This is a genomic window from Liquorilactobacillus sucicola DSM 21376 = JCM 15457 (assembly GCF_000612445.1).
In the GTDB taxonomy this organism is placed as follows: Bacteria; Bacillota; Bacilli; order Lactobacillales; family Lactobacillaceae; genus Liquorilactobacillus; species Liquorilactobacillus sucicola.
This window is the reverse complement of sequence record NZ_BALC01000008.1, coordinates 1-26,974: the sequence shown is the minus strand read 5'-3', so window position 1 is coordinate 26,974 and position 26,974 is coordinate 1. Positions and strand designations below refer to the sequence as shown.

Sequence of the window (26,974 nt, the reverse complement as noted above, 5' to 3'; positions counted from 1 at the left end):
TTATTCTCGGTGAAAACGATTCTTAAACAATGGGCTAACAGATTTATTCTCATGGATACGTTTAATCGCATCACCAATCAATGGCCCTACAGAAACTTGGAGAAGCTTATCAATTCGTTTTTCTTCTGGGAGTTTAATAGAATCCGTGACAACCAATCGTTCAATTGGAGAATTTTCAATTCTTTCAATTGCTGGTCCCGAAAGAACCGGATGAGTTGCACACGCATAAACTTCAGTTGCACCTGCATCTTTTAAAGCCTGTGCGGCCAACGTGATGGTTCCAGCTGTATCAATCATATCATCTATTAAAATGCAACGCTTGCCATCAACTGCCCCAATGATATTCATGACCTCGGCCACATTAGCCTTAGGCCGACGCTTATCAATGATAGCAATTGGTGCCTTCAAAAATTCTGCTAACTTACGCGCACGGGTAACTCCACCATGATCAGGTGAAACCACAACAGCGTCCTTCTCAAGTCCATTATTAAGGAAATAATCAGCCAACAATGGTGCTCCCATCAAATGATCAACTGGGATATCGAAGAATCCTTGAATTTGGACAGCATGCAGATCCAATGCAACAACACGGCTTGCCCCCGCCTTCACTATCATGTCTGCAACTAGTTTTGCAGTAATCGGCTCGCGCGGTCGCGCCTTACGATCTTGGCGTGCATAACCGTAGTAAGGAATAACCACATTGATAGTCGATGCACTAGCACGTCGCAGAGCATCTATCATAATCAATAATTCCATCAAATTGTCATTCACAGGCGCTGAAGTCGACTGTATAATGAAAATTTCATCTCCGCGAATACTTTCTTCAATGTTGATTCTTATTTCTCCATCACTAAAACGATCAACAGAAGTCTTTCCTAACTTAACACCCACAGCCTCAGCAATTTTTTCAGCCAAAGGTTTGTTTGAATTCAAAGCAAATATTTTGAGCTTCGGATCAGCATAATGTCCAGACATGACAGCCTCCATAATTTATATTTATCTATAGATAATACTATTCATTTTTCGGTTTAAAATCAAGATTATTAGTGGTTATCTTTTGACAATTTAATTCTTTTTACCTTTTTGGGCTGTTTCAGCACAAGGATACCTGTCATAATAGCCCTTTTTGTTGACCTGTCTCCCTCTTGCAATGGCCATGTCATGCGCAGAAACATCATTAGTAATAGTTGAACCAGCTGCAATGTAGGCATGATCTGCAATATTCAGAGGTGCAATCATATTTGAAGCACTCCCGATAAAGGAATGATCTCCAACGACTGTATGGTGTTTGTTTTTGCCATCATAGTTGACGAATACGCAGCCGCAACCTACATTAATATCCTTACCTAACGTCGCATCTCCCACATAAGTTAAATGACCGACCTTGGTCTCCTCACCAATCTCAGCCCTTTTAACTTCGACAAAATTCCCGATATGTACTTTTTTGCCGATCTTAGCTGCTGGTCGTAAATGACTGTATGGCCCAATATTACTCTCATCCTGCATCTCCGCGTCTTCAAGTGTCGATGAGGTAATGCTAACTCTATCATGTACGACGCTATCACAAATATCTGAATGTGCTCCTATTACACAATCGTCACCAATTATTGTTTTCCCTCTCAAGATTACGCCAGGTTCAACGATCGTATCGACACCAATCTTCACATCGGCATCAATATAGGTTGTTTCCGGATCAATCAAGGTCACACCTGCACGCATATGTTTTTCATTAATACGTTGACGCATTAATTTGGTAGCAGCTGCCAATGCTACACGGTCGTTAACGCCCATTGATTCGGAAAAATCTTTCATTTTATAAGCAGCAACGATCTCATGCTGCTTCTTGAAGATCTCCATAACGTCAGTTAAGTAATACTCGCCCTGGACGTTATCATTATTAATTTTATGCAGTGCATCAAATAAGGCTTCATTATCGAAGCAATACACACCCGTATTTATTTCTTTAATAGCAGCTTCTTCTTTAGTAGCATCCTTTTGTTCAACTATCTTTTCCACAATCCCTAAATCATTGCGCACAATACGGCCATATCCAAACGGATTCTCCGCCGTTGCCGTCAAGACTGTCGCAACTGCGCCCTTTTGTTGATGATACTCAAACAATTCATTAAATGTCTGTGTTGTAAATAAAGGTGTATCTCCGCATGCAATCAGAGTTATTCCTTTCTTACCCCCAAGCAATTTTTCTGTTTGAAGCACGGCATGGCCTGTCCCTAACTGCTCTTTTTGCAGAGCATATTCAGTCCGAGCGCCCAATGTTTCTTCAACTTTTTGAGCTCCATGGCCTACGACCGTTACTATTTCATCCATCTTACTTTTTTCAACCTGCGTCAGCACATGTTCTACCATTGTTTTCCCGCAGATTCTGTGCAAGACCTTGTACAATTTGGACTTCATTCTTGTTCCTTGTCCAGCTGCAAGAATAACTGCATACTTTGCCGTCATTTCCTAATCTCCTCTAATTTAATATGTTCCTAATACATGATACCGTAGTGACAATTAGTGTGCAAGATAGCCTGGTTGAGCAATAAAATTCTTTCCTACCTTGCATTGAGCTTGACCCCACGCTAAGCAAAAATAAGGCTGAGACAAAACGAATGCCGTCTTACCTCAAACCCTTTACTGCTTTCTGCCTTAGAAAACAATTTTTAGCAAAAATTGTTTTAAGAAATATTATTTTTCGCCAAAAACCTTTTCAAGATAATTGCCCGCGCTGACTTGAATCGTTTTATCAAGTGTGTTCACTTTATCAACCTTCAGTAAGGATGTATAGTCATCAACCATGCGGTGCCCTTCAAATGAAGCTTCCGCAAAAACAGTTATTCCAACCATCTTAGATTCAAATTCTTCGATCATACTTTTCATTCCATTAACGGTGCCGCCACCCTTCATAAAATCGTCGACAACGAGAACATTCGAACCTCTTTTTAAACTTCTTTTTGATAGTTCCATTTTTTCAATACGTTCACTTGAGCCGGAAACATAATTAACTGAGACGGTAGATCCCTCCGTTATCTTTGAATCGCGACGCAAAATAACAAAAGGTACATTCAAATAACTGGAAACACTCTGGGCGATCGGTACACCCTTGGTTGCAACTGTCATTACCGCATCAATTTGTTTATCAAGGTACTGCCGTGCAATCACACGTCCAACCTGGCGTAAAATCTCAGGTTTTCCTAACAAATCTGACAAATAAACATATCCACCTGGTAGTAAACGATCTTTTTCAGACAATTTTTCTGTCATTGATTCAATAAATGTGCGCGCTTCTTCCTCATCAATTGATGGTATGTAGCGTGCTCCCCCAGCCGCTCCGGGAATCGTTTCAAGCATTCCTATTCCTCGCGTTTTAAAAGTTCGCTTTATAATTGCAAGATCTTCACTGATCGACGATTTAGCAGATTCATATCTTTTAGCAAAAAAGGTTAATGAAATTAGTGTGTGGGGCCTTTCAAGCAAATAGTGCGTCATGTCGATCAAACGATCACTTCTTCTAGTTTTCAAAAAAATTCCTCCATAAACTTATTTTTCTATAAAAAACCTACAGTAAAATAATCTAAGCATCATTATAAGCCATTTTACGTAATTTGAATAGTAAATTTATCATTATAATAAAAATTGTTCGTTTTTAAGCTAAATAAGAGTTGGTTTTTATATTTTAATTAAAGTCTCTTTATAAATCTCTAACATTCGATATTTAAAAAGTCATTTTTATAGCACAAGAAGTTTGCTAATAAGTTATTAAACACTGCTTATTAACTGCAAACACAGCAAAACTTTGGCCGAAAGGTAAAATAACTCGGCTAATTAGCATAATGCGCGGTAAAAAAAGAGGTAAGTCAAAATACGTTTTTGACCCACCTCTTAAACTTTTACAGTATCAAATAGTTCAACTTAAATCTCTAGTAATAAATCTTGTGGCTTTATCCACTGTAAACGATCCACAAAAATATACTTTGAAATATAAGCTAGAGAAACTGGCAATACAACAAACAGCATACACAATATGATAAAACTCAAAACTGTTGTTGGCATCGCATGGTACGCTGTTAATGGTCCAATAAGGCCGCTAAATCCAAAGCCAGCACTCATCGGCGTTCCCTTGATTTCAAAAACAGCACCCAAAAGCCCCATAATTCCAGCATTCAGCGCTAGTGGAATAAACAAACGTGGGCGCTTGAGCATGTTCCCCATCTGAATTTTAGGGGAGCCAATAAAGTGAGCCACAGTCGTACCTATATGATTAACCGAACTACCATAGACAGCCAACAAAAAACTGCCGGCAGTAATTCCTAAATTAGCAGCTCCAGAACTGATTCCAACTAGTCCGATTGCAGTTGCAATCCCCACAGAACTTATAGGAGAAACAATCAAAACTGCAAAACTGATTCCCATCAATGTCCCCATAACTAAAGGCTGTAATGATGTGACATGAGTAATTGCCGCCCCAATTGAAGTAGCAATCAGTCTGACGCTCGGAAGAAGCAGGATTCCAACTCCACCGGCAATAATAATCACCAACAATGGTAACAGCAGAATTGTATAATTCTTGAATTTATTTCCTAAAATCAGCGCCAAACCAACTGCTAATGCAATTGTTATCCCAGTATTGATAATGTCGCCAGTTCCTTGAAGTACAAATTGACCATCTTTCTGACTCATAACGCCAGAACCGATCATAGCTGCTATTGCAACTGCTGAAATTTGAATAGGATTAAGCTTAAAATACATTCCAACACAAAAGGCAGCAATTGCAGGCAGTAAACTCATCGCAAAGGTGGTCATCATAATGATTTGCGCCGCAGCAGGGAAAACTTGTCGCACAGCCTGCATTAACTGTCCAACAAGGGCTGAAGGCAATAATGCTACTACCACACCCAAACTGATTCCGTTCAAGATATTCATAGTATATTGTCTACCGGTCACTTTTTTTTCCATTTAAAAAACTCCATTCAGGATACTTGATGGGTACTGCGTCCGCCATTTAAAATAAGTAGGACATCATCTAAACTGATATCGACCATATTTTCAACCGCAATATTTGTATAAAAACCAACATGAGGCGTAATGATTACATTATCCATTTCACGTAATTTAACTAGCTGCTCACTTGGTAGCTTCTTGCCCCGCAAATCAAAATTAAAGAAATTCTCTTCACCGGTCAGCGTATCTAAGGCAGCTCCTGCAATCTTCTTTTGCTGCAACGCCTCGATCAATGCATCTGTATCTACGACTGGTCCGCGACATTCATTAACCAGAAAAGCAGAAGGTTTCATCAGTTCCAATGCCCTTTTATCGATCAAATTATAACTTGTCTCATTCAAATCAACATGTAAGCATATTACATCAGCTTCTGCTAGAACCTCTTCTTTGCTCTTATATGTCACGATATCCTGTAAATCTGCACGCTCTTTCAAATCATTAGCCACTACTTTAGCTCCCAGAGCATTGAATAAACGTGCTGTCGTTGCTCCGATTCGCCCTGCACCAATGATACCAATTGTTAAAGAGTGAACCTCTTTTGCCTGCAGACCTGCCCAACGATAATCTTGTTCTTCTGTTCTCTTATCAAATATCTCAAGATTCCGTATTAATCTCATTGTATGTGTAAGTGCCAGCTCAGCCACAGATCTTGGAGAATAGGCAGGTACGTTGGTTACTTGCAAACCATTTTCTCTTGCTGCGTCAAGGTCAACCATATCGTAACCTGCAGTCCTTGTTGCAATCTGCTTTAATCCTGCCTCCTTCAAAACTGGGTAGACACCAGCCTCAACCTTACTTCTTTGCTGAATGACTAACCCATCATATCCTTGAACCTTTGCCGCTGTATCTTCGTGCAACTCCCACTTTGCCGTGTCAACTTGAATCTCGTTTTTTTGAGCCCATTCCTTAATAGCCTTTTGCTCATCATCACGCACACTCAGCATTAAAATTTTCATTTTGTATAATCTCCCTTTTTCCTATTTGCTTTTACATACTCTTTAATTCGTTCAATCGCTGTTTTGATGCTCTCCAAACTTGCTGCGTAACTGATGCGAATATATCCTTCTCCCCCAGGTCCAAAACTGCTTCCCCCTATAACAGCAACCTTAGCCTTGGATGCTAAATCATAAATGAATTTCTTATCATCTTGAATCAAACCATCAGGTATCTTCGCAAACAGATAAAATGCCCCCTCTGGTTTTGCACAAATGAAACCTAATGCTGTGAGTTCAGTATACAGGTAGTCTCTGCGCTCACGGTACTTATCTCGCATTTTGGGTCCATCATCCAGTCCGTTCTTAAAAGCCTCTGTTGCAGCAGCCTGCGTCATGGTCGAAGTCGTTGTAACCGTGAATTGGTGTACTTTACTCAATTCATTTGTTATTTCACGTGGAGCGCACATCACACCGATTCTCCAACCAGTCATTGCATGTGATTTAGAAACCCCATTGATAAGAATTGTCTGATCACGCAGATTTTTTGTCATTGATGCATGCTCTCTATCATATGTTAGTTCACTGTATATTTCGTCACAAATCACAAAAATGTTTTTACCCCGAATAACATCTGCAAGCAAATCGAGCTCCTTTTGAGGATAAGCTACCCCTGTTGGATTGGATGGATAATTGAGGACAACAGCTTTGACCGCGTCTCCATGCTCATCCAGTGCTGCTTGCAGCATTTCTGGCGACATTCTAAAATTATTTTTTGAGGTATCTACAAAAATCGGAGTCGCCTTATTCAATATGGTAATCGCTATATATAGTGGGAAAATAGGTGTCGGGATAATAACTTTGTCTCCTGGATTCAAAATTGAAGTCAGGCTCGTGTAGATAGCTTCCGTCGCACCATTTGTAACGATTACTTCATCTTGAGGGTCATAATTTTGCCCATACTTTTCTTTTAGAAATAAACTTGCTGCTTCGCGCAGCTCAATCGTGCCATTCGATGGTGCATAATGCGTCTGATTGCTCTTTATGCTCTCAATTCCAACATTCTTGATATGTTCTGGTGTAGCAAAATCGGGCTCTCCCATTGTGAATTTGATAATGTCGGGTATTCGAGAAGCAAATTCATCAAAAGCTCTGATATCTGAGGGCTTCAAAAGTTCTAATTCTTTTTTCATACTATTGACTAATGGATTCATAAAAAAACTCCCTTTCTTATATAGATACAAATAATAAAAGCCCAAAGACTTTCAACAGTCTTTAGGCTTCACGCTTATCCCACTTAATTCAAAAGCCGCCAGACTGTTGCAACATCTGTGCGGCTTTGTTTGATTTCTAGTTAGCAAACAAACTTTTGTTTTCCTCACAGGTGCAAATACGTTTTGCTTCCGTGTTTGCACCCAATCTTTAACAATTAGCTACAAACACTTGTGAAAAAACCAAAAGTAATAAAAAGTATTCAATTGTTGTTCAGGTCTATTTTGCGTATGCATAATTAAAGACTCCTTAGAATTGAATAAGTTTAATATAACTTATCGTCTTTGAACTGTCAATATATAAAAAAATTGTGTCATCATAATTAAAAGCCTCTTTTTTTGCATTTATTCACTAAAAAATGAATAAAAACCCATTTTTTACATTTTTTTAGTATATTTAACAAATATTGTTGCATTTTATGAATATAAATGTTATTGTTTTATCAATCAAAAAAGTATTTGGAGGTCATATAAATGGCAAAGGAAAAAGTTGTTCTAGCATATTCGGGTGGTTTGGATACTTCTGTTGCAATCGCATGGTTAAATAACAAAGGCTATGATGTTATCGCATGTTGTATTGATGTAGGCGAAGGAAAAGATTTGGAAGCTATCAAGCAAAAGGGCTTTGATGTTGGCGCTGTTGAATCAATTACTATTGATGCTAAAGAAGAGTTTGCACAAGATTATGCATTGATTGCACTTCAAGGACATACTTATTATGAAAATAAGTATCCGCTCGTATCTGCATTGTCACGTCCCCTGATCGTTTCAAAATTGGTTGCCGTTGCTAAACATTATGGAGCAACTGCAATTGCTCATGGCTGTACTGGCAAAGGCAATGATCAAGTACGTTTCGAGGTTGGAATTCATGCGTTAGCACCAGATATGAAAATTGAAGATCCGATCAGAGATTGGCACTGGTCACGGGAAGAAGAGATTCAATACGCTCAAGACAATAATATTCCCGTTCCAATCAATAAGGAAAGCCCCTATTCAATTGATGAAAATCTTTGGGGAAGAGCAAATGAATGCGGCATTTTGGAAGATCCCTGGGAAAGTGCTCCTGAGGATGCATATGATCGGACTTTAGCTATCGAAGATACGCCTGATGAACCAGAAACAATTGAAATCACTTTCGAAAAGGGTGTACCAACATTCTTAAACGGTGAATACTACACCTTGGCTGAGATGATCATGAAACTCGATAAAATTGCTGGGAAGCATGGTATTGGAAGAATTGATCATATCGAAAATCGGTTAGTTGGAATTAAATCACGTGAGGTTTATGAATGTCCGGCCGCTACTGTATTAATCAAAGCACACAAAGATTTAGAGGATTTGACCAGTGAACGTGGTTTAGCACATTTCAAACCAGTTATTGAGCAAAAATTAAGTGAAGTTATCTATAATGGGTTGTGGTTCTCACCACTTATGCCTGCATTGACTGCTTTCTTGAAAGAATCACAAAAAAATGTTAACGGTGTGGTCAGAATTAAGCTGTTCAAGGGTAACGCTATCTGTGAAGGCCGGAAGTCAGAAAATTCGCTGTATGACAAAAACCTTGCTACCTATACGTCTGCTGACGAATTCGATCAAGAAGCTGCTGCTGGTTTCATCAAATTATGGGGGCTTCCTTCACAAGTTTATGCACAAGTTCAAGCTAAAAATAAGCAAGATTCACACAAAAACACAGCAAACGACGGTGTTAAGCAATGAGTACCAAAAAACTATGGGGTGGACGTTTCACAGCTGAAAGTGCTCAATGGATTGATACTTTCGGCGCATCGATTTCCTTTGATCAATTAATGGCACATGAAGACCTTGAAGGTTCTTTGGCTCACGTAAAAATGCTGAAGTATACAAAGATCTTAAGTGAATCGGATGCTGATCAAATTATCGCCGGCTTGAAAGAATTGCAGCATGATTTGGATGAAGGCCAATTAACTTTCTCTGTTAAAAACGAGGATATTCATATGAACCTCGAAAGTATCTTAACGGAAAAAATCGGTCCAGTTGCAGGTAAGTTACACACTGCACGAAGTCGCAATGATCAGGTTGCAACCGATTTACATCTTTATCTTAAACATCGACTTCCTGAAGTAATAGCTTCTCTGTTGCAATTACAAAAAACTATCGTCCAGAAAGCAGAAGAAAATATCTTTACAATAATGCCTGGGTATACTCACCTTCAGCATGCGCAACCTATTTCGTACGGTCACTATTTAATGGCCTATTATCAAATGTTCAAACGTGATATTGAACGCTTTACCTTCAATCAGGAACACACAGATCTTAGTCCATTAGGTGCGGCAGCACTTGCGGGCACGACCTTCCCGATTGACCGCCAATTCACAGCCAATGAACTGGGATTTAAAGATATCTATGCCAACTCGCTTGACGCAGTTTCAGACCGTGATTTTGTGCTTGAATTTCTCAGTAATGCTTCAATTTTAATGATGCATCTCTCGCGTTTTTGCGAAGAAATCATTCTCTGGTGCTCTTATGAATTCAATTATATAGAGTTAAGTGATGAGTATTCAACAGGCAGCTCAATTATGCCGCAAAAAAAGAACCCCGATATGGCTGAACTGATTCGTGGTAAAAGCGGTCGCGTGTTTGGTCATCTGTTAGGATTGCTCACAACATTGAAGGGACTGTCTTTAGCTTATAATAAAGATCTGCAGGAAGACAAAGAAGGATTATTTGATACGATCAAGACGATAGTCCCTAGTTTAAAGGTCTTCACTGGCATGCTTTCTTCGCTCAAAGTCAACGAGAAAAAAATGGCGCATGCAACGGAGCACGATTTCTCCAATGCAACGGAACTTGCTGATTATCTTGCCAATAAGGGCATTCCTTTCAGACAAGCACATGCCATCGTTGGTGAGCTCGTTTTAAAAGGGACCCAAGAAGGATTTAATCTACAAGATATTCCCTTAAGTGAGTACAAGAAGATATCTCCATTGATAGATAAAGACGTCTATGAAGACCTAACATCAAAAACAGCAATTGACAGACGTCATTCAGCTGGCAGCACAGGCTTTAATGAAGTTGCTAAACAAGTTAAAAATGCCAAACAAGAACTGAACTTTTAATAATATCCAACCTCCAAATGCGATAGAAAAAATTCAGTATTATGACATTAAGTTTTGAATCTGATACCAAAAAACTTCAAGTACTGTTTACAATGGTGCAAAGCTTGGGGGTATCTAGGTCAAATGAACAAAAGAAGAGTTGGAGCAAAACTAACATTTTGCTCCAACTCTTCTTTTTAATTACTGACATTTTTTCTTATGCGCACTTATCACTTATGCTCGAATGTTCTCTCTAAGATACAGGGATGAACTATATATACTTCATTGCAAAAACCTTTAAGACTGTTATAAACATGCTGCGCACGTGAATATTTTGCACAAATACCGAAAACTGTCGGTCCACTTCCACTCATTTGTGCTGCTTGAACACCAAATTCATACATCTTTTTTTTGATCCTAGCTATTTCTTGTATCTCGCTGATAGTTATTGGCTCCAGAGCATTTCCCATCCATCGGCAAATCTCTGTTAAACTACCATTTTTAATACCAGCCACTACTTTGTCAACCTTGGGATGTTCTATCCTTTCATAGGATATTCTTTTTAAAATAGATGGAGTCGAAACACTTGCCCGTGGTTTGGCAACTACCAGCCAAAGCGGTGGCAGATCATTCAAAGGGGTAATCACTTCACCCTTGCCTTCGACTAATGCTGTTTTGCTGTACACACAGAAGGGAACATCTGAATCTATTCTCAAACCTATCTTTGCCAATTCGCGTAATGAAAGTTTTAAATTCCAGATCTGATTTAAGCCGCGCAAAACAGCAGCGGCATCAGAAGATCCACCGCCCAAACCGGCAGCAACAGGTATGTTTTTCTTAATGCTGATGCGCACGCCTTCCGTAATACTGTACAGGCGCTGCAGTTCCTTGGCAGCCTTATATGCTAAATTACGTTGATCGCTTGGAAGAAATCCGGTATCAGTCTCTACCGAAATTCCGTTTAAAGCATTACTGGCTTCAATATGCACATAATCCGCCAAATCAATTGAAGTCATCACCATCCGCCACTCCGGGCTCCCATCAAGATGACGAAATGGAGTGTCTAAACATAAATTGATCTTGGCAGGGGCTTTTTCTAAAATATCCATCCGGTCACCTACTCAAATATTTTAATATCATTATACTTAAAAATGCAGTTATTTGAAAATAAAAATCCAAGCATTTTCAAGACAAAATAAAAAAAGCCGCGCATCGTCAACCAGCTAGGCTTCAATAAAAAACTAACGACTAAATAGTTTTTTTCATTTAATGACCACATCATACCTAATTCTTTTCAAAATCAAGTTCAATATTTTTGGTGAGCACATCTGTGTAACTATACGAAACACGTTCAAATGCATTTTCATCCTGATTCAAATCAACAACAAACACGGCTGGAAATGTTTCTCGCAAGATTCCATGTCGCCTAATCGTTTTCTTACGTCCAGCTTGTGCGATGACTGTTAAATTTTCCCCAACATAATCATCAAGTTTCTTCTTAATAGTAGCTAATGTTATTGGCATGGATTTCACCCCTCTGTGAAACTATCATAACATTGTTTCACAAAAAAAGCAATTATACCACACTCCACTACCATAATTCAATTAAAAAATAATTATTTTTCAATGATGTTAAAATCAATAATTTTATTTGTTAAGTGTATGAAATCGTTAATCGCTAGGTTTTCCGCCCTCTCTTTGGGAGAGATGTTCAATTCCGCAAGCACTCGTTGCAGTTTTTCCTTGTCTACCGTCTGTTTCCCCAAAAAAGCCAGTAGATTGTTCCAAATATTTTTACGCCGGTGCTGGAAACATCCTCTGACCACTTTAAAAAACAATTGTTCATTCTGCGGCAAAACTTGGACTTCTTTAGGATCGAGAACAACAATCGCGGAATCAACCTTGGGCTGCGGCACAAAGACAGTTTTCGGCACGATAAAAGCCACCTGAACATTCATCTGATATTGGACACGGACTGTCAATGAACCATAAGCTTTCGTTCCTGGTCGTGCACCCAAACGTTCTGCAACCTCCCTTTGCATCATAACAACAATTGCTTCAAAATGTATCCCTGTCTCAAGCAAGTGAAGAATAATTGGACTTGTAATATAGTAAGGCAGGTTAGCCACAACCTTAACTTGATGCTGCCCATCGAAATGCCTTGCCAGTAGATCTTTCAAGTCAGCTTTAAGCACATCTTGGCGGAGAACTTGAATATTATCGTATGGTGCCAATGTTTCAGATAAAACTGGGATCAAGCGATCATCTAGTTCCAAAGCTAAGACACTGTGTGCCTTTTTCGCTATTTGTTCAGTCAGTGCCCCAATTCCCGGACCTATTTCTATTACATCATCATTCTCATCGACTTGTGCTGCATTAACAATTTTTTTTAAAACATTAACATCTGTCAAAAAATTCTGACCTAAACTTTTTTTGAAACTTAAACCATAAGTTTCCATAATTGCTCTTGTCCTGACTGGAGATGCAATATCTGGCCGTTTTTTATCTGTCACTATCATTTTCCTCCATTGCATGTTCAACTTGCACCAATGCTTCTTCTAACTGTTCCGGGGTTATTTGAAAAAGATTCAATCTGTTATAGAGTTGTTTACCATTGGTATATCCTATTTTTAAAAATTCACCCAAAAGTGCACGTCTTTTTTTGGCTTCTGGTCCAGACATTAGCCCAGCTCTAAGCAAATCTTCACGTGCAACCAACGGAACCCCATCTGTCACTTCAGTATACAGATGTGCGAGTGCCTCACGAATTGCAGCCGGTGAAGCATGCTCGACACCCAGACTCCCCTTAGTTTGCGGAGCAGCATCTTTTTTATTTAAAAAAGCATGTTTTACACCAGGAACCTCACGCGTAATTATCTTACGTATTTTTTCACCCGAAAAATCCGGATCCGTAAAAACAATCACCCCCCTCGTTTCCTGCAGCAATGCAATTTGTTCAATTGTTTCCTCGCTGATTGCAGATCCCCTTGTCTCTAGTGTATCCGCCTTAACAGCTAATTTTATTCTTTTTGTATCATCTTTTCCTTCAACAACAATTACTTCTTTAATCTTCTTCATATTATTTGATCCTCAATATTCTTTTTGAATTCGCATAAGAGGCAGCAGCTAATTCAACATTAGTTATTCCCCTGACCTGTGCCAAATACTCAAGCGTATACCGCGTGTAACCTGGTTCATTTTGTTTCCCCCTGTAAGGCTCAGGTGTAAGGTAGGGCGCATCAGTTTCCACCAGCACACGCTCCAAGGGAGTGACCATAAATGCTTCGCGAACATCAACTGCATTTCTAAACGTAGCCACTCCGCTAAAAGACAAAAACATTCCTAACTCCAAAAATTTGTGCGCCCAAAAAGCATTACCATTGAAGCTGTGCATAATGCCACCTGTTTGTCGAATATCTATCTTTTTAAGAATTTCATAGACATCTTCAAATGCATCACGATTATGAACACTAATAGGCAAATTCATTTTTTTAGCAAGATTAACCTGTGATACAAATACTTTTTTTTGAAGCTCATGCGGTACTTCGCAATGATAATCCAGTCCTATTTCTCCTAAGGCACGCATTTGGGGACGTCGCAAGTTTATTTTAAGTGATTTTATCAGTCTATCATTATAAAGTCGCGCATCTTCTGGATGACACCCGATTGCACCGTAAACGGTTCCCTCATATTGCTCCATTAATGTCTGCAATCGTTCCATACTTGGCTCATCATAAGCTATAACAAGCATTTTTTCCACATTTAAAGCGTGTGCTCGCTGCAGTACTTCATGAACTTCCCCAGCGAACTGGGGTGCATTGATATGTGTGTGCGAATCGAATATTCTCATTCTATTTCCCCCGCAAATTGCTTAATTTCAAAGAAAAAGATCGTCATCGCAAAAATCCATCTGTTTCAGACTTTGCAAGAACGATCCTTTTAAAACATCAACTGAGCAAAGATCCATTAGGAATTGCACTGTCAACAGTTATCAACTCAACCTTAGTACCGTATTCAGCAGATAGCAACATCCCCTGACTAACTTCACCACGCATCTCACGCGGCTGCAGATTGGCAACGATAATCACTTTTTTTCCAACAAGCTTTTCAGGGACAGGGTACCATTCAGCAATTCCCGAAAGAATTTGCCGGTTACCCTTGTCGCCGGCATCTAATTGAAATTTTAACAGTTTATCAGCGCCTTTAACATGTTCAACCTGTAAAACCTCAGCAACTTTTAACTCAACTTTGTCAAATTTATCGAATCGAATTTCTTTTTTAGTCAGATTCAGTTCTGTTTGACCATTCTGTTTTGCCTCAGCCATCGCCTTGCGACCTTTTACCTTTTCATTTTTTGTCATTTTGGACTTAATATAATCTACTTCTTTTTCAACATCCAGCCGTGGGAAGATAGGGGTTGCTTTAGCAACAACCTTGACATTTTCTGGGAATTCGGTGAATTTAACTTTTTCGATATTCATATTCTCAGCTGACAACCCAAGTTGCTTGAAAATTTCTTTAGGCCCGTGAGTCATGACCGGCTGTAACAAAATTGCAATCACGCGCAAGCTTGCTGCCAAGTGTGCAAGTACATTGTCTAACTCAGTCTTTTTCGCTTGATCCTTCGCCAGTATCCACGGCTCTGTCTGATCAATATACTTATTCGTACGACTAACAAGCTGCCAGATAACGTCTAGCGCATTTGAAAAATGAACCGCGTCCATTTCTTTTTTATAGTTTTCAACTATTTCTGCTGCTTGAGCTTCAAGATCAGTATCAAATCCAGTTAAATCTTCTCCCACAGCCAGAGTGGGAACAATACCTGTATTGTACTTATTAATCATAGCAACAGTTCTGTTCAAAAGGTTGCCCAAATCATTTGCTAAATCATAATTGATACGCTCAACGAAATCTTCCGGTGTAAATACTCCATCATTGCCAAATGGCACAGCCCTCATCAAATAATACCTTAAAGCATCGAGGCCGTAACGTTCAACAAGCATCTCTGGGTACACAACATTGCCTTTTGATTTAGACATTTTGCCGTCTTTCATCAAGAGCCAACCATGCCCAATAACATGCTTAGGCAGTGGCAATTCAAGTGCCATCAATATAATCGGCCAATAGATCGTATGGAAACGAACAATTTCTTTTCCAACCATCTGAATATCAGCTGGCCAGTATTTTTTGAACATAGCATCATTAGCGGTTCCATATCCTAAGGCAGTAATATAATTACACAGAGCATCAATCCAGACATACACAACATGCTCGGGGTTGCTGGGAACTTTAACTCCCCAATTAAAGGTCGTTCGCGTAATAGCTAAGTCTTCAAGACCAGGTTTGATAAAGTTGTTGAGCATTTCATGTTTACGTGAATTTGGGATAATAAAATCTGGATGTGCTTCATAGTACTTTACAAGGCGATCTGCATATTTGCTCATCTTGAAGAAATAACATTCTTCTTTAACTAATTCAACTTCATGCCCAGAAGGTGCTTTTCCACCAGTAATATTCCCTTGATCATCCCGATATACTTCTGCTAACTGTGATTCAGTAAAGTATTCCTCATCTGAAACAGAATACCAACCTTCATATTCACCAAGATAGATATCACCCTTATCGAGCAACTTTTGAAAAATCTTCTGAATAGCCTTTTCATGATAATCATCAGTTGTTCGAATAAATTTATCATTTGAAATTTCTAAAAGTTCCCATAATTTCTTGATTTCCGCAGCCATCTTGTCTACATAAGCCTTAGGTGTTGTTCCCAATTCTTCAGCTTTTTGTTCAATTTTAAGGCCATGTTCGTCAGTCCCTGTCAGGAAAAAACATCAAAATTCTGCAGCCTTTTGTACCGTGCCATAACATCACAGGCAATTGTTGTATATGAATTTCCAATATGTAGTTTTCCAGACGGATAATAAATCGGAGTAGTTATATAAAAAGTCTTTTTTTCACCCATTAGATCAATCTCCTTCAATTCAACAAGTAATTTTTAAATTCAAAAATTTTATTTTTTTATTAACTCAATTGACACGCTAGTTATTATTGTAAGTATATCATATTTTATAGGACTGACTCGCGTAAAAAATTAATAGTTCTATTCATCTAAGTACGCCTTCAAATACACTTACCTAAAGTTAAATGTGCAATTTTTCAAATGCATGCACTGCATCTTCAAGAATCATGCTGCCGCCGGATGGCAATTCAATTTTTTCACGGTTGATCGCGATGATTTTTGCCGCAGAAGAGCGATACCTAATCAACCCCGCAAACGGATAAACACGCAGTGAGGTCCCACAAATGATGAGCAAATCAGCTTGACTTACCATCTTGATCGCCGCGTGCAATACAGCTTGCGCTATTGTTTCTTCATACAAAACAATATTCGGTCTAAGTATGCCACCACATCCATAATGAATCATGTTTTTCAAATATTCACGATAATCTACCTGTTTACCACATTTTTGACAATAAACTTGATACAAGTTTCCATGAAACTCCACCAAATTTTCAGTTCCGGCACTTAAATGCAATCCATCAACATTTTGTGTAATGACCTTCGCCTGACAGATATGCGAAGCAGCGGCTATTTTTTTATGAATAACATTAGGTTCAGCTGAGGGATAATACATGTGTTCAGATACAAAATGATAAAACTTTTTGGGTTCTTGTTCTAAACAAGTTCTGCTTAACAAATATTCAGGATTCGCTTTTTGTGTGTACAGACCACTTTTTGAACGATAATCAGGAATTCCAGAAGGAGTTGAAACTCCAGCCCCTGTCAGAAAAACAATATTACGCGCGCTTTCTATCATTTTTTGCAGCTCTGTCATCCATCCGTTCCCCCTAACATCAATAGTTATCGTGTCAAATACGGAATTGCCAATTTCTCCATAAAACTAGCAAGCGGCATTGCATAAATACGTTTAAATGTTTCTTCTGTTTTCTCACCTTGAGGTGCTGGCAAGACAAAAGTGTTCTGCTGATCACTTTTTAGAATGCCTATATAGCAGTTGTATCTTGCAGGTTTTCATGTAGTTCGGAATGAAAGATCGAAAATAACTGCCGTACCTCCAATCTCTTTTGCCTTTCGCTCAGTACCGGTGTTAATGTAACAAAATTCTGCAGATTCATCTGTACCATCTGCCATTGCTTTAGCTGCTGGTCAAACAAACGATAGACCTTAACGATTGCTCTTCTTATTTCAAAAGCCGAACTGATTCTTTTTCTCGCTAATTCAGTATAAATCTCGCGCGCTGCGGTTAAAGTTCGTGGATACAACTCTGCCAGTTTTGGCAAGATACGTTCTGTTTCATCCCTGAAGAATACTAGAGCATCCAATAGCGTCAATGTTCTTAGAACCATCCACTCGTCTGTTTTTCCCTGCGGTTCAGGTTTAAGGGTTGCTAAAATTCCTTTAAAGTACAGTTCCTCAACATTGTCATCAATCAGTCCTCGTTCCCTTTGCTGTTGGTATACGATAAAATGCAAAACAGTATCATAGAGTTCCATTCCAGTTGCCATTATTTTATTATCTAGTTCCGTATCACCTGTCGTAATGTTAAACGAGATTTGCGGTGCTCCTTTAAATAGTAACAGCAAATGCAGCAGTTCATGCGAAACTGTGTAACTTGGCTCTGTTACGTCATTTACTTCTACAATCATTTTACCACCGCGAAGGTATTGCTGTGCCTGATCGTGCCTCAAAAAACCAGCTTCTTTAGCATGATATTTAAGTTCCACTTCATAAGGATAAATATCCTTTAACTCAACAATTAATTTTCGTGCTGCTTCATTCAACTCAACATCTACCATCTCATCTATTCCTCCTAATTCTAGCTACCACTGCCTTAGCCGTCGCCAAGTCATTTTTTTCATTTTTTCTCATCACATTAAGAACTTGAAAGAGCTCGTCTGGTTTAGCTCCAGCAGCTATTGCCAATGATTTCGCTTGAAGGCGCATATGGCCTCTCTGAATTCCCTCTGAAATCAACGCGTACAACGCTGCAAGGTTTTGACTTAATCCTACACAGGCAATCACTCTTTCTAGTTCCGTTGCATTCCTTATACCTAGTATTTTTTGATTAATTTTAACTAATGGTAGAATGCCAATGGATCCACCAACTGTTCCAACTGGTAACGGCAATTCTATGCGACCTTTCAGTTGATCAGCGCTAACTTTCCATTTACTCAATCCGCGATATTGACCTGAACGAGCAGCGAAAGCATGCGCCCCGCTTTCAATCGCACGCCAATCATTTCCTGTTGCCATAACTACTGCATCAATTCCATTCATAATCCCCTTATTGTGTGTAGCTGCGCGATAAGGATCAAGCTGTGCAACTCGACTAGCTTGGGCTATTTTACGCCCTATTTCTTCGCCTGTAAGACCATTTTTACCTAGCAGTGAAAGTGGAAGACTACACTCAGCAACGGCTAGGCATTCAGTAGCATAATTAGACAAAATGCTCAGCAAAACGTTTTGATCTAGCTTGGTATGAATATAATCTGCCGCTGCCTCCAGCATTGTGTTAAGCATATTTGCTCCCATTGCTTCCTGGACATCCACTGCCATGTCAATAGACATCAGATCATCTGCTAACTGTCTGCAGCGAAGCCATCTCGCACCGCCACCGCGTTTAACTAACGAATAATGAGCTTTATTTGCAACTTCAAGAATCGCTGCCTTTTTTTCCTCAATTCTTTGGCACACTTCTGCATAGTTTTCGCAGTTCTCAAGTAATATTTGTCCGATCATTAGCCGCTGTTCAATTCTTGTTTTAAAACCACCGGCCTTTTTGACTAACCCAGCACCATGGCTGCTAGCAGCTATTACCGACGGTTCTTCGGTTACCATAGGTACAAGATACTCGCGACCATCAATCAAATAATGGAAGCTGAGCCCTTCTGGTACAGTATAGTCAGTTATATAATTTTCAATCATTGAATCTCCAAATTCAGGAGCATACGTTTTGTCTTTAAGATATTCAACTTGTTTTTCAGTTAAAATTTCTTTCTCATACAGAGTACTCCAGCGCTCTTGCACTGTTTTGCGATAAAACTTTCTCAAACCACTCATCGTGTTCTCCTCTCCGGAAATACATAGCGTGTAATCGTTCAGTTTTCATTATATAATAATACAAGTATTATTGAAGAATCAAAAGGGAGGTAGGCACCATTTAAAATGTGTGCTGTTTATGTATACGAATAATAGACATCTGGTTATAGCATTGATAATTACTACTTTAGGTATATTATTGACGGTTAGTCTTATTTTCAAAACCACACCAAACAAAAAAGAAACTATTTTTGTTGGTGTGGTTTCGCAAGACAAACCTTATAGTTGGTATGATCACCAAAAAAAACTGACAGGTTTCAATGTTGACTTAGTCAAGAAAATTGCACGCAAAAATAATATGCACGCTAAGTTCATCACCGGCTCGCACACTTATTTGTACCACAAGTTTAAGCACGGAAAAATCCAACTTCTTCTTTTGAATCGAAGTCCTGCTGAACTTGCCAAAAAGACATACTCCAAAACTGATACGTACCTGTATCAGCCAAATGTATTACTTACCTTGCCAAATCATCGCTTAAACGTATTGGAAAAGGCAGCAAATCGAAAAATTGCAATCTCAGACAAACTAGATATTCCCAGTACCTTGCAAGATTTCAAAATAAGCTTTTCTCGGTATTCACAAACAGACACAATTCTTCAAGCTGTTCTTGCTAAACATGTAAGTGGTGCAGTTATAAGCGATTATGCTTATTCAGCCGCTGTTCAAAATGATCCTCTGCTTACAACTGAACTAGTCAAAAACAGTCCTTTCCCGCCACTAGTTTCTCAGCAAATGTATGGTGTTATACCTGCCGGTAATAAAGAGCTTCTCCAAAAAGTTAATCAAAGTCTAACAAAATTCAAGCAAGATGGATCACTTGCTGAACTTTCACAAAAATATTTTTCTCAAGACTGGTCAAAACAATAAATAACAGCTAATTCTCCTAAAGAGCTGAACATATCATACTATCAGCCTTCGAATTTTAGCTGCAGATTATTGTTCATAGTCTAGAATTGACCATAAAGAATTCATAGTTTTATCAGGGAATTCGACTATTGTAATGCTATACTGTTTACAAAATTTTAAACAAAGAGCTGGGTCAACTATTACTTTGTCCCAGCTCTTTGCTATTATTTTTAACAGTCAACTTCCTCAACTAAATTGCAAACTGCTTATATTAAAAACTATTATCCGTAATTCCTTGTTAGCACTGAAAGTTGGCCATTTTTGTCACATTTTCTTCAAAAAAGTGTACATAAAGCCCTCACGTGCACCGCTCTCTGAAAAAACCACATGCGAGCTATTCAAAGTTTGAAGAAGCATCATAACAGGAGTCATCCCCCCCAAAATAATATCTGCTCGATTTTGTTCCATCCCACTAATCTTTTTTCGTTCTCGATTGCTCTTGCTCAACAAATCAGTGTAAATACCAGTAAAATCTTTCTGTGGTATTTTGAAACCATGAATCTGCTCAAGGTCATGTTGTTGTAGTCTTCTCTTCTGAATACGCGCAACAGTTCGATTACACCCACCCAACAACACTAAGGGCACTCCATAAGCATGTCGCAACCAGTCTAACTCTCGATACTGCTTATTGATGAAATCCTGAAATTCAAATAATTGACGCGCGCTCATTACTTTATCAGCACCAAAACGCTCTGTTAAACTGATTGCCCCATAAGGGATGCAAGCCAAGTGTTGAGCTTTCCTGTCTTTAACCAAGACAATCTCACAACTGCCTCCACCCATATCTACTACCAGACATTCTTTAAGTGGTAGTGAATTCACAACTCCAAGATAATCATAATACGCTTCGTCTTGCCCTGAAAGGACCTTGACGTCGACCCCCGTCATTTTTTTGACGGCTTGCAAGAAAGCGTCACTGTTTTCTGCTTCCCTAACAGCTGCTGTTGCGATAGCGCAGACCTCACTATGGGGATAATTTTGGTATACCTTGATAAAATATTTGACTGCTTTTAGTGTACGTTCAACAGCCTGTGGGTCTAGCACTTTCTTTTTACCACTCGTTTGTCCCATCCCCTCAGCCAAACGAGTCGTTTCTTTGATCCGCTTTATTTCTTTAAATTTTCCTTCGGCTGAAATACGATTAATTGCTAACCGCGCTGAATTTGACCCAAAGTCAAGAATAACCAAATTTTTCAACGTGCTCCCTCCAAACCCAAATCTTTTTCGAGTTTCACTCCGTTTCATTCACGTTATCTTAATCAAAGTAATTTATACCGATTGCATCTCGTACTTCTCTTAGTGTCTGTTCGGCCACCTTATTTGCTTTTTTGCTTCCCTCTTTTAAGATATCATAAACTGCCGGTAAATCTTGTGCGAATTCCGCTCTTCTTTTACGAATAGGTCCAAACTCCGCCTCGAGGACTTCAAACAGGTAGCGTTTTATTTTAACATCACCCAGCCCGCCTGCTCGGTAATGCTGTTTCAAATCAGCAACTTTTTCTTTATCAGTATCAAATACATCCAAGTAGGTGAAAACCATATTTCCTTCAATTTTGCCTGGATCTTCAATATGAATATGTTCTGGATCAGTATACATTGACATAACCTTTTGACGCAAAGTGTCGGCATCATCTGACAAGTAAATACAATTGCCAAGTGATTTACTCATCTTAGCATTGCCATCCAGTCCTGGAAGGCGTCCCTGACCTTTAGGTGGGAAAATGCCTTCTGGTTCAACCAGTATTTCTTTCTCATAAATGGCATTAAAACTTCTAACTATCTCACGTGCCTGTTCAAGCATTGGTTCTTGATCATCACCAACCGGAACAAGATCCGCTTTAAAAGCAGTGATGTCAGCTGCCTGACTAACTGGATAAACAAAGAAGCCAGCCGGGATAGAGCGTTCAAAGTTTTTCTGCTGAATTTCGGCTTTGACAGTCGGATTTCGTTCGAGTCGTGAAACCGTAACAAGATTTAAGTAATAACTTGTTAATTCTGACAATGCTGGAATTTGCGACTGAACGAAAATTGTTGACCTCGCTGGATCTATTCCAACAGCTAAGTAATCCAGTGCAACTTGAACCAGCGAATCGCGAATTTTTTTAGGATCACGTGCATTATCCGTTAAAGCTTGTTGATCTGCAATCATAATGTAAGGATCATATTTCCCCGTGTTCTGCAACGCAACTCGATTTTTAAGCGATCCAACATAATGTCCAATGTGTAGTCTTCCCGTCGGACGGTCGCCTGTTAAAATAACTTTCTTCATAGTCTTCCTCCAGTAATTTATAAATAATAGAAAAAGCCCTATTGCTGACTAGCAATAGGACGGTTTTCCACCGCGGTACCACCTAAATTGCAGGTTAGACCTGCCACTTGAGCTCTTATTCAACTGTCTTCGATCATTTATGCAGTTCCAAATTCATCAAATCGTCGTGTCTCTCAGCAAATGACACCTCTCTTAGTTTGATTTGACTACTTAACCTGCATCTTTAACAACACTATTGTACCCAACAAAAATTACAAAGTCAAAAACATACTTCATTCTAATCAACTCAAGATTATCAAATAATTGTTGTTGAATAGAGAGTATGTTAGTATTACTTCCTACGAAATTATTATCAGGGGGCTCAAGTATGGATAAAGAACGTCAACAAGAACAACAGCGAGTTGATGGTATTGTGGCCAAGATCAAAAAATATTTGAAAAAAAAGGAACAAGAATATTCAAAAGCCCATCTAGAAACATCTTCTGTTGAAAAAAACTATGTTCAAAATGCAAAGATAAATACTTTTGAAATTGATGACCGTATTGAAACAAATGCTGAAGTACAACAGCAAAAGCAATTAGTCGCCAAAAGTATTGAAACTGAAACAATCCTAAAACGGCAAGTCAAAACATTAAAAGCCTTGCAAGAATCTCCTTATTTTGGAAGAGTAGATATTCTTGATGAAGATGAGCTACGCCGGAAACTCTATACATTGGGATATCTTCATTTGTTGATGAAAGCCAAAATTTTTTGGTTTATGATTGGCGCGCGCCTATATCAAGTATTTACTATAATGGGACTTTGGGTAAAGTCAGTTATGAGACTCCTATTGGAAAACAGAAAACAGAATTACTCAAAAAAAGGCAGTTCTTGATCCAGAACGCACAGATAATTAATATGTTCGATACAAATGAAACTGTTGGTGACAGCATTCTGCAGGAAATTCTAGGTAATGCAAGTGACGAATATATGAAAAACATCGTTGCGACTATTCAGCAAGAACAAAATGCAATCATTCGAGATACCAGCAGTGAAATGCTGCTTGTGCAAGGGGTTGCCGGCAGTGGAAAAACATCAGCTATTTTGCAACGAATTGCCTTTTTGCTTTATCACAGCAGACGTGAGCTAAATGCGGATCAAATTGTTCTTTTTTCACCTAATCTTCTTTTTAGTCACTATATTTCTGAAGTTTTGCCCAGTTTAGGTGAACGTAATATGAGGCAAGTTACCCTAGCAGAATTCTTTTCGCAACGTTTTGAAGGATTGAATGTCGAAACTTTATTTGATAATTATGAAAAGCAGCTTACTTCACCCACAGCCATTAATAAATATAAAAAAGCAAAAGAGGCACCTGCTTTTATGCATGCTATTAAAGAATATGTATTAAATGTGTCCATTAATGACTTACAGTTCACAGATATTATGTTAAATGATCGTGTCATCTTTACTAAGGAAGCAATAAAAGAAACCTATGCAAGTCTTCCAGAAGCTCTATCACCCTCTCAACGCTTCTTAGAAACTAAAAATTTACTAATCAAAAAACTAAAAGTGCTGCTAACTGAAGAAACTCATAGTAACTGGGTTGTAGATAAGATTGCTACTCTCAGTGATGAAGAATATTTTGCATTAACTTCAGACTACAGGCACTCTCATTTTAAAGGGCTTGATGAAGAGGAAGATTACTTAGCTCTTAAATTAGTTAAACGCAGATTTCAATCTGTTTATGATGCAATCTATAACAATTATTTTATCGACATTTATCGACAATATTCAGATTTTCTAAAAGAGAACTTGAAAGATGCTGAACATTTATTCGAGACTGAACTGGAGTTTCACCGCCTATCTTTAACTGATTGTGCACCGTTGCTTTACTTAAGAGACCTTTTAACCGGTGGAGGCCAAAACCAAAGAATTCAGCATCTTTTCATTGATGAAATTCAAGATTATTCATTAGCCCAAATAATTTATCTCAAGTTTGCTTTTCCAAAAGCTAAATTAACGCTACTGGGGGATAGTGAACAAGCCTTATTTTCTGATTTTCAAGAATCAGTGGAATTTTTGGATACCTTAAAAACAGCTCTCAATGTAGCAAAATCGCGTATTATCCAATTAAATAAAAGTTATCGTTCAACAAGCAATATCACTAACTTCATTAAGTCCTTGCTGCCTGACGGTGATAAGATTCAAGCCTTTACTCGTCCAGGTACAAAACCTAAAATTTTGCTTGCTCAAGACTATGCAGATGCACTCAGAAAAATCGTAAAAGAACTATCTCAGTTGCTAAGAACTAACAGCACTGTCGCGATCATCACTAACAATATGGAAGAGTCCAGAATGCTTTACCATAAACTTCATTCAAGTTGCTCTGCAACACTCATTGATAATACAGCACGTGCTTTACCCAAGGGTGTTTTGATTCTACCAATCTACCTGGCAAAGGGACTTGAATTTGACGCTGTCATCGCCTACAATGCATCCTCGCGTAACTCTCAGCTTGGTACGCTATACACAATTTGTTCGCGTGCAATGCACGAGCTTGTCCTAGTGAGCATCGGTGAAATTTCACCTTTGATACGGAATGTCCCTGCCAATCTTTTTGCAGTTGAACATCAAATAACTTTACCACGTAAAAGTTAATGTGAAATTCATTGATCAACTTTTTCTGAATTGTTATTGATTTTAAAACGTTGCTATAATATAATACTTAAGGTAACAATTCAGTGCCACTTTAGCTCAGCAGGTAGAGCACCACCATGGTAAGGTGGGGGTCACCGGTTCAAATCCGGTAAGTGGCTTAACTAGACATGTTTTTGTATAATTGTTCGTTTTAGTGACAATAGAAGATAGAGCTGGGTCAAAAGTAAATTTTGCCCCAGCTCTTCTGTTTATTCCGGACGAATATGTTCCATAAGTCAAGATTCTCCGTCTGCCTTGAATTACACATAGCAAAGTACTCGCTATGTGTGCTATTTCACGTTGGTACTCAATGCAATTATCGTAATCAAAATCAGACTATACTTGTAAGCTATCGGCTCTGCTACGCCCAGTAGCTATGCGTACACCCCTTTTTTCACATTATCAAAGTAATGTATCTCAATAAACAATAATCCTTCCGTTTAAGTGCAATTATCCGCAAAACCCAAAATATGCTTGCACTTCTTGGTTAATGTACCTAGCATGATTTCATTATTACACTCAATTGCTTAACTGAGTGCTTTTTTATTAAGTGCTACTTTTAAATTAAATCATAATTTTGAGATAATTTTTTAGAGTATTTTTTTGCTTTTTATAACGTACTTCCTATTTTTTTATATAAAGAACGGTATATTAATTAGTGAAACCATAAATTATTATAGGTGGAGGAATTAATTATGAAAAGCATTCAGACAGACCAAGATACTTTATTGATACAGTCTATTCGCACCAATAATGAAAGCGCTTCTTTTAAGGAGCTTTTTGACAAATATCGGCCCCTAGTAAACAAGGCTACCAAACGTTATCACTTCCGGTTTTTAGAAACCGAAGACCTAATTCAAGAAGCTCGTATAGTCTGCTATCAAGCTGCATTATCCTACAATATATCCGGTAATGTTTCATTCGGTAAATTCTTTCAGCAAAGTCTATTTAATCGTTACTGCAGTTTGCTGCGTAAGGAAAGCGCCAAAAAACGCATGGGAGATAAATATGCTGAGTCATTCGAAAAAATTTTAGAAACTCAAGGAGATTTTTCACCTAAAGAAATTTTGCCTTTTCCTGATTCTTTGGCAATAATTCTGGCAAAAGAAGTCGTTTTATCTATGACAGATGGTATGTCAGAATTTGAATATACGATCTTCAATCTACTTGCTTTTGAACACTATACACCTGAAAGAATATGCCAAGACTTGAATTTTTCTAGAACCAAAGTAAATCGTGCAATGTCGCGTTGTCGTGCTAAACTCGTTGCACGTTTTGAAAATACATGATAGTGCCACAAAGCAGTGTAAAGTCGATAAAAATTGAGTACTAACGTGAAAGTAGAAATATAGCAATTGAGGGGCTGAGTCAAAAATAACTTTTGACTCAGCCCCTTTTAACCCTTATGTTAATGTATTTCAAAAAATTATTTTCTGCTTAATTGTGAATTGCTCATAGTAAAACACTAACTATGGCAGACATGCACATTCAATACTTGTCTAATAATCATCGAAACATTTTTTTATATTATGCCTGCACAGCCATTGAGTAAAGTAACATCTGCAGTGATTATTATAACTACTTAGTCGTTGTTTGAAAGCAAAAAAATGGACTAAATGATGAATTACGGATATATCATAAAAATTGTATAAAAAAACAGCCAAGAAACGAATACAATCATCTCTTAACTGTCTTTCATTAGAATACTTACAAAGTC

At 38.5% G+C, this 26,974-nt stretch carries 20 protein-coding genes, 1 tRNA gene and 2 pseudogenes; 6 read left to right on the top strand and 17 right to left on the bottom strand.

All coding sequences use genetic code 11. The features are described from left to right. From JCM15457_RS10415 to JCM15457_RS10390, 6 genes are all read right to left on the bottom strand, one after another. Entirely contained in the window at positions 1 to 975 is a 975-nt protein-coding gene (locus tag JCM15457_RS10415; RefSeq protein WP_034989801.1) for a ribose-phosphate diphosphokinase, read from the bottom strand. A 90-nt stretch (positions 976 to 1,065) separates the two neighbouring features. Continuing rightward, entirely contained in the window at positions 1,066 to 2,463 is a 1,398-nt protein-coding gene (gene glmU, locus JCM15457_RS10410) for a bifunctional UDP-N-acetylglucosamine diphosphorylase/glucosamine-1-phosphate N-acetyltransferase GlmU (RefSeq protein WP_034989800.1), read from the bottom strand. A gap of 228 nt (positions 2,464 to 2,691) precedes the next feature. Further along, complete coding sequence (gene purR / locus JCM15457_RS10405; protein WP_034989799.1) at positions 2,692 to 3,525, bottom strand: pur operon repressor; 834 nt, start codon at positions 3,523 to 3,525, stop codon at positions 2,692 to 2,694. Positions 3,526 to 3,915: 390 nt separating this feature from the next. Next, on the bottom strand, positions 3,916 to 4,959 hold the full coding sequence (locus JCM15457_RS10400) for a PTS sugar transporter subunit IIC (RefSeq protein ID WP_034989798.1): 1,044 nt from the start codon (positions 4,957 to 4,959) through the stop codon (positions 3,916 to 3,918). Positions 4,960 to 4,973: 14 nt separating this feature from the next. After that, complete coding sequence (locus JCM15457_RS10395) at positions 4,974 to 5,960, bottom strand: D-2-hydroxyacid dehydrogenase (RefSeq protein WP_034989795.1); 987 nt, start codon at positions 5,958 to 5,960, stop codon at positions 4,974 to 4,976. Next, complete coding sequence (locus tag JCM15457_RS10390; protein ID WP_034989794.1) at positions 5,957 to 7,150, bottom strand: aminotransferase class I/II-fold pyridoxal phosphate-dependent enzyme; 1,194 nt, start codon at positions 7,148 to 7,150, stop codon at positions 5,957 to 5,959. The genes JCM15457_RS10395 and JCM15457_RS10390 overlap by 4 nt, the downstream gene beginning before the upstream one ends. Before the next feature lie 531 nt (positions 7,151 to 7,681). On the opposite strand from JCM15457_RS10390, the gene JCM15457_RS10385 reads away from it, so the two are divergent. Both JCM15457_RS10385 and argH read left to right on the top strand, forming a co-directional pair. Then, positions 7,682 to 8,923: an argininosuccinate synthase gene (locus JCM15457_RS10385; RefSeq protein WP_034989793.1), complete on the top strand. Its 1,242-nt coding sequence runs from the start codon at positions 7,682 to 7,684 to the stop codon at positions 8,921 to 8,923. Continuing rightward, the gene (argH, locus tag JCM15457_RS10380) at positions 8,920 to 10,302 is read left to right on the top strand and encodes an argininosuccinate lyase (protein WP_034989792.1); all 1,383 of its coding nucleotides are present in this window, start codon (positions 8,920 to 8,922) and stop codon (positions 10,300 to 10,302) included. Before JCM15457_RS10385 ends, argH begins: the two co-directional genes overlap by 4 nt. Before the next feature lie 209 nt (positions 10,303 to 10,511). Here argH and ispE read toward each other — a convergent pair whose 3' ends face one another. From ispE to JCM15457_RS10335, 9 genes and pseudogenes are all read right to left on the bottom strand, one after another. Continuing rightward, positions 10,512 to 11,390 (bottom strand): 4-(cytidine 5'-diphospho)-2-C-methyl-D-erythritol kinase, encoded by an 879-nt coding sequence (ispE, locus tag JCM15457_RS10375; RefSeq protein ID WP_034989791.1) that lies wholly within the window; start codon positions 11,388 to 11,390, stop codon positions 10,512 to 10,514. Between the two features lie 175 nt (positions 11,391 to 11,565). Next, positions 11,566 to 11,805 (bottom strand): Veg family protein, encoded by a 240-nt coding sequence (locus tag JCM15457_RS10370; RefSeq protein WP_034989790.1) that lies wholly within the window; start codon positions 11,803 to 11,805, stop codon positions 11,566 to 11,568. 92 nt (positions 11,806 to 11,897) lie between these two features. Beyond that, a complete protein-coding gene (gene rsmA, locus JCM15457_RS10365; protein ID WP_034989789.1) occupies positions 11,898 to 12,800 on the bottom strand; it encodes a 16S rRNA (adenine(1518)-N(6)/adenine(1519)-N(6))-dimethyltransferase RsmA in 903 nt (300 codons plus the stop codon). Then, positions 12,784 to 13,359 carry a ribonuclease M5 gene (gene rnmV / locus JCM15457_RS10360; protein WP_034989788.1) on the bottom strand — a complete coding sequence of 192 codons (576 nt, stop codon included), beginning with the start codon at positions 13,357 to 13,359 and terminating at the stop codon, positions 12,784 to 12,786. The genes rsmA and rnmV overlap by 17 nt, the downstream gene beginning before the upstream one ends. Position 13,360: 1 nt before the next feature. Then, positions 13,361 to 14,131 (bottom strand): TatD family hydrolase, encoded by a 771-nt coding sequence (locus JCM15457_RS10355; protein ID WP_034989787.1) that lies wholly within the window; start codon positions 14,129 to 14,131, stop codon positions 13,361 to 13,363. Positions 14,132 to 14,228: 97 nt separating this feature from the next. Beyond that, positions 14,229 to 16,246, bottom strand: a pseudogene (gene metG, locus JCM15457_RS10350) (methionine--tRNA ligase). A 178-nt stretch (positions 16,247 to 16,424) separates the two neighbouring features. After that, a complete protein-coding gene (locus JCM15457_RS10345; protein ID WP_034989786.1) occupies positions 16,425 to 17,120 on the bottom strand; it encodes an NAD-dependent protein deacylase in 696 nt (231 codons plus the stop codon). A gap of 169 nt (positions 17,121 to 17,289) precedes the next feature. After that, entirely contained in the window at positions 17,290 to 18,102 is an 813-nt protein-coding gene (locus JCM15457_RS10340; protein WP_235725687.1) for an IpaB/EvcA family protein, read from the bottom strand. 1 nt (position 18,103) lies between these two features. After that, positions 18,104 to 19,366, bottom strand: coding sequence for a hydroxymethylglutaryl-CoA reductase, degradative (locus tag JCM15457_RS10335; protein WP_034989785.1), 1,263 nt, complete (start codon positions 19,364 to 19,366; stop codon positions 18,104 to 18,106). Positions 19,367 to 19,484: 118 nt separating this feature from the next. Here JCM15457_RS10335 and JCM15457_RS10330 point away from each other — a divergent pair, with 118 nt between their 5' ends. Then, the gene (locus JCM15457_RS10330) at positions 19,485 to 20,273 is read left to right on the top strand and encodes a substrate-binding periplasmic protein (protein ID WP_034989783.1); all 789 of its coding nucleotides are present in this window, start codon (positions 19,485 to 19,487) and stop codon (positions 20,271 to 20,273) included. Positions 20,274 to 20,576: 303 nt separating this feature from the next. On the opposite strand, the gene JCM15457_RS10325 is transcribed toward JCM15457_RS10330, so the two are convergent. Further along, on the bottom strand, positions 20,577 to 21,509 hold the full coding sequence (locus JCM15457_RS10325; RefSeq protein WP_034989782.1) for a Ppx/GppA phosphatase family protein: 933 nt from the start codon (positions 21,507 to 21,509) through the stop codon (positions 20,577 to 20,579). A gap of 58 nt (positions 21,510 to 21,567) precedes the next feature. After that, positions 21,568 to 22,581 (bottom strand): tryptophan--tRNA ligase, encoded by a 1,014-nt coding sequence (gene trpS, locus JCM15457_RS10320; RefSeq protein ID WP_034989781.1) that lies wholly within the window; start codon positions 22,579 to 22,581, stop codon positions 21,568 to 21,570. Between the two features lie 367 nt (positions 22,582 to 22,948). Between trpS and helD the strand changes: the two are divergent. From helD to JCM15457_RS10305, 3 genes and pseudogenes are all read left to right on the top strand, one after another. Next, positions 22,949 to 25,218 (top strand): annotated as a pseudogene (helD, locus tag JCM15457_RS10315) (RNA polymerase recycling motor HelD). 85 nt (positions 25,219 to 25,303) lie between these two features. Then, positions 25,304 to 25,376 (top strand) — tRNA-Thr (locus JCM15457_RS10310). A gap of 576 nt (positions 25,377 to 25,952) precedes the next feature. Further along, positions 25,953 to 26,546, top strand: coding sequence for a sigma-70 family RNA polymerase sigma factor (locus JCM15457_RS10305; protein ID WP_051993469.1), 594 nt, complete (start codon positions 25,953 to 25,955; stop codon positions 26,544 to 26,546). The last annotated feature ends 428 nt before the right edge of the window (positions 26,547 to 26,974 follow it).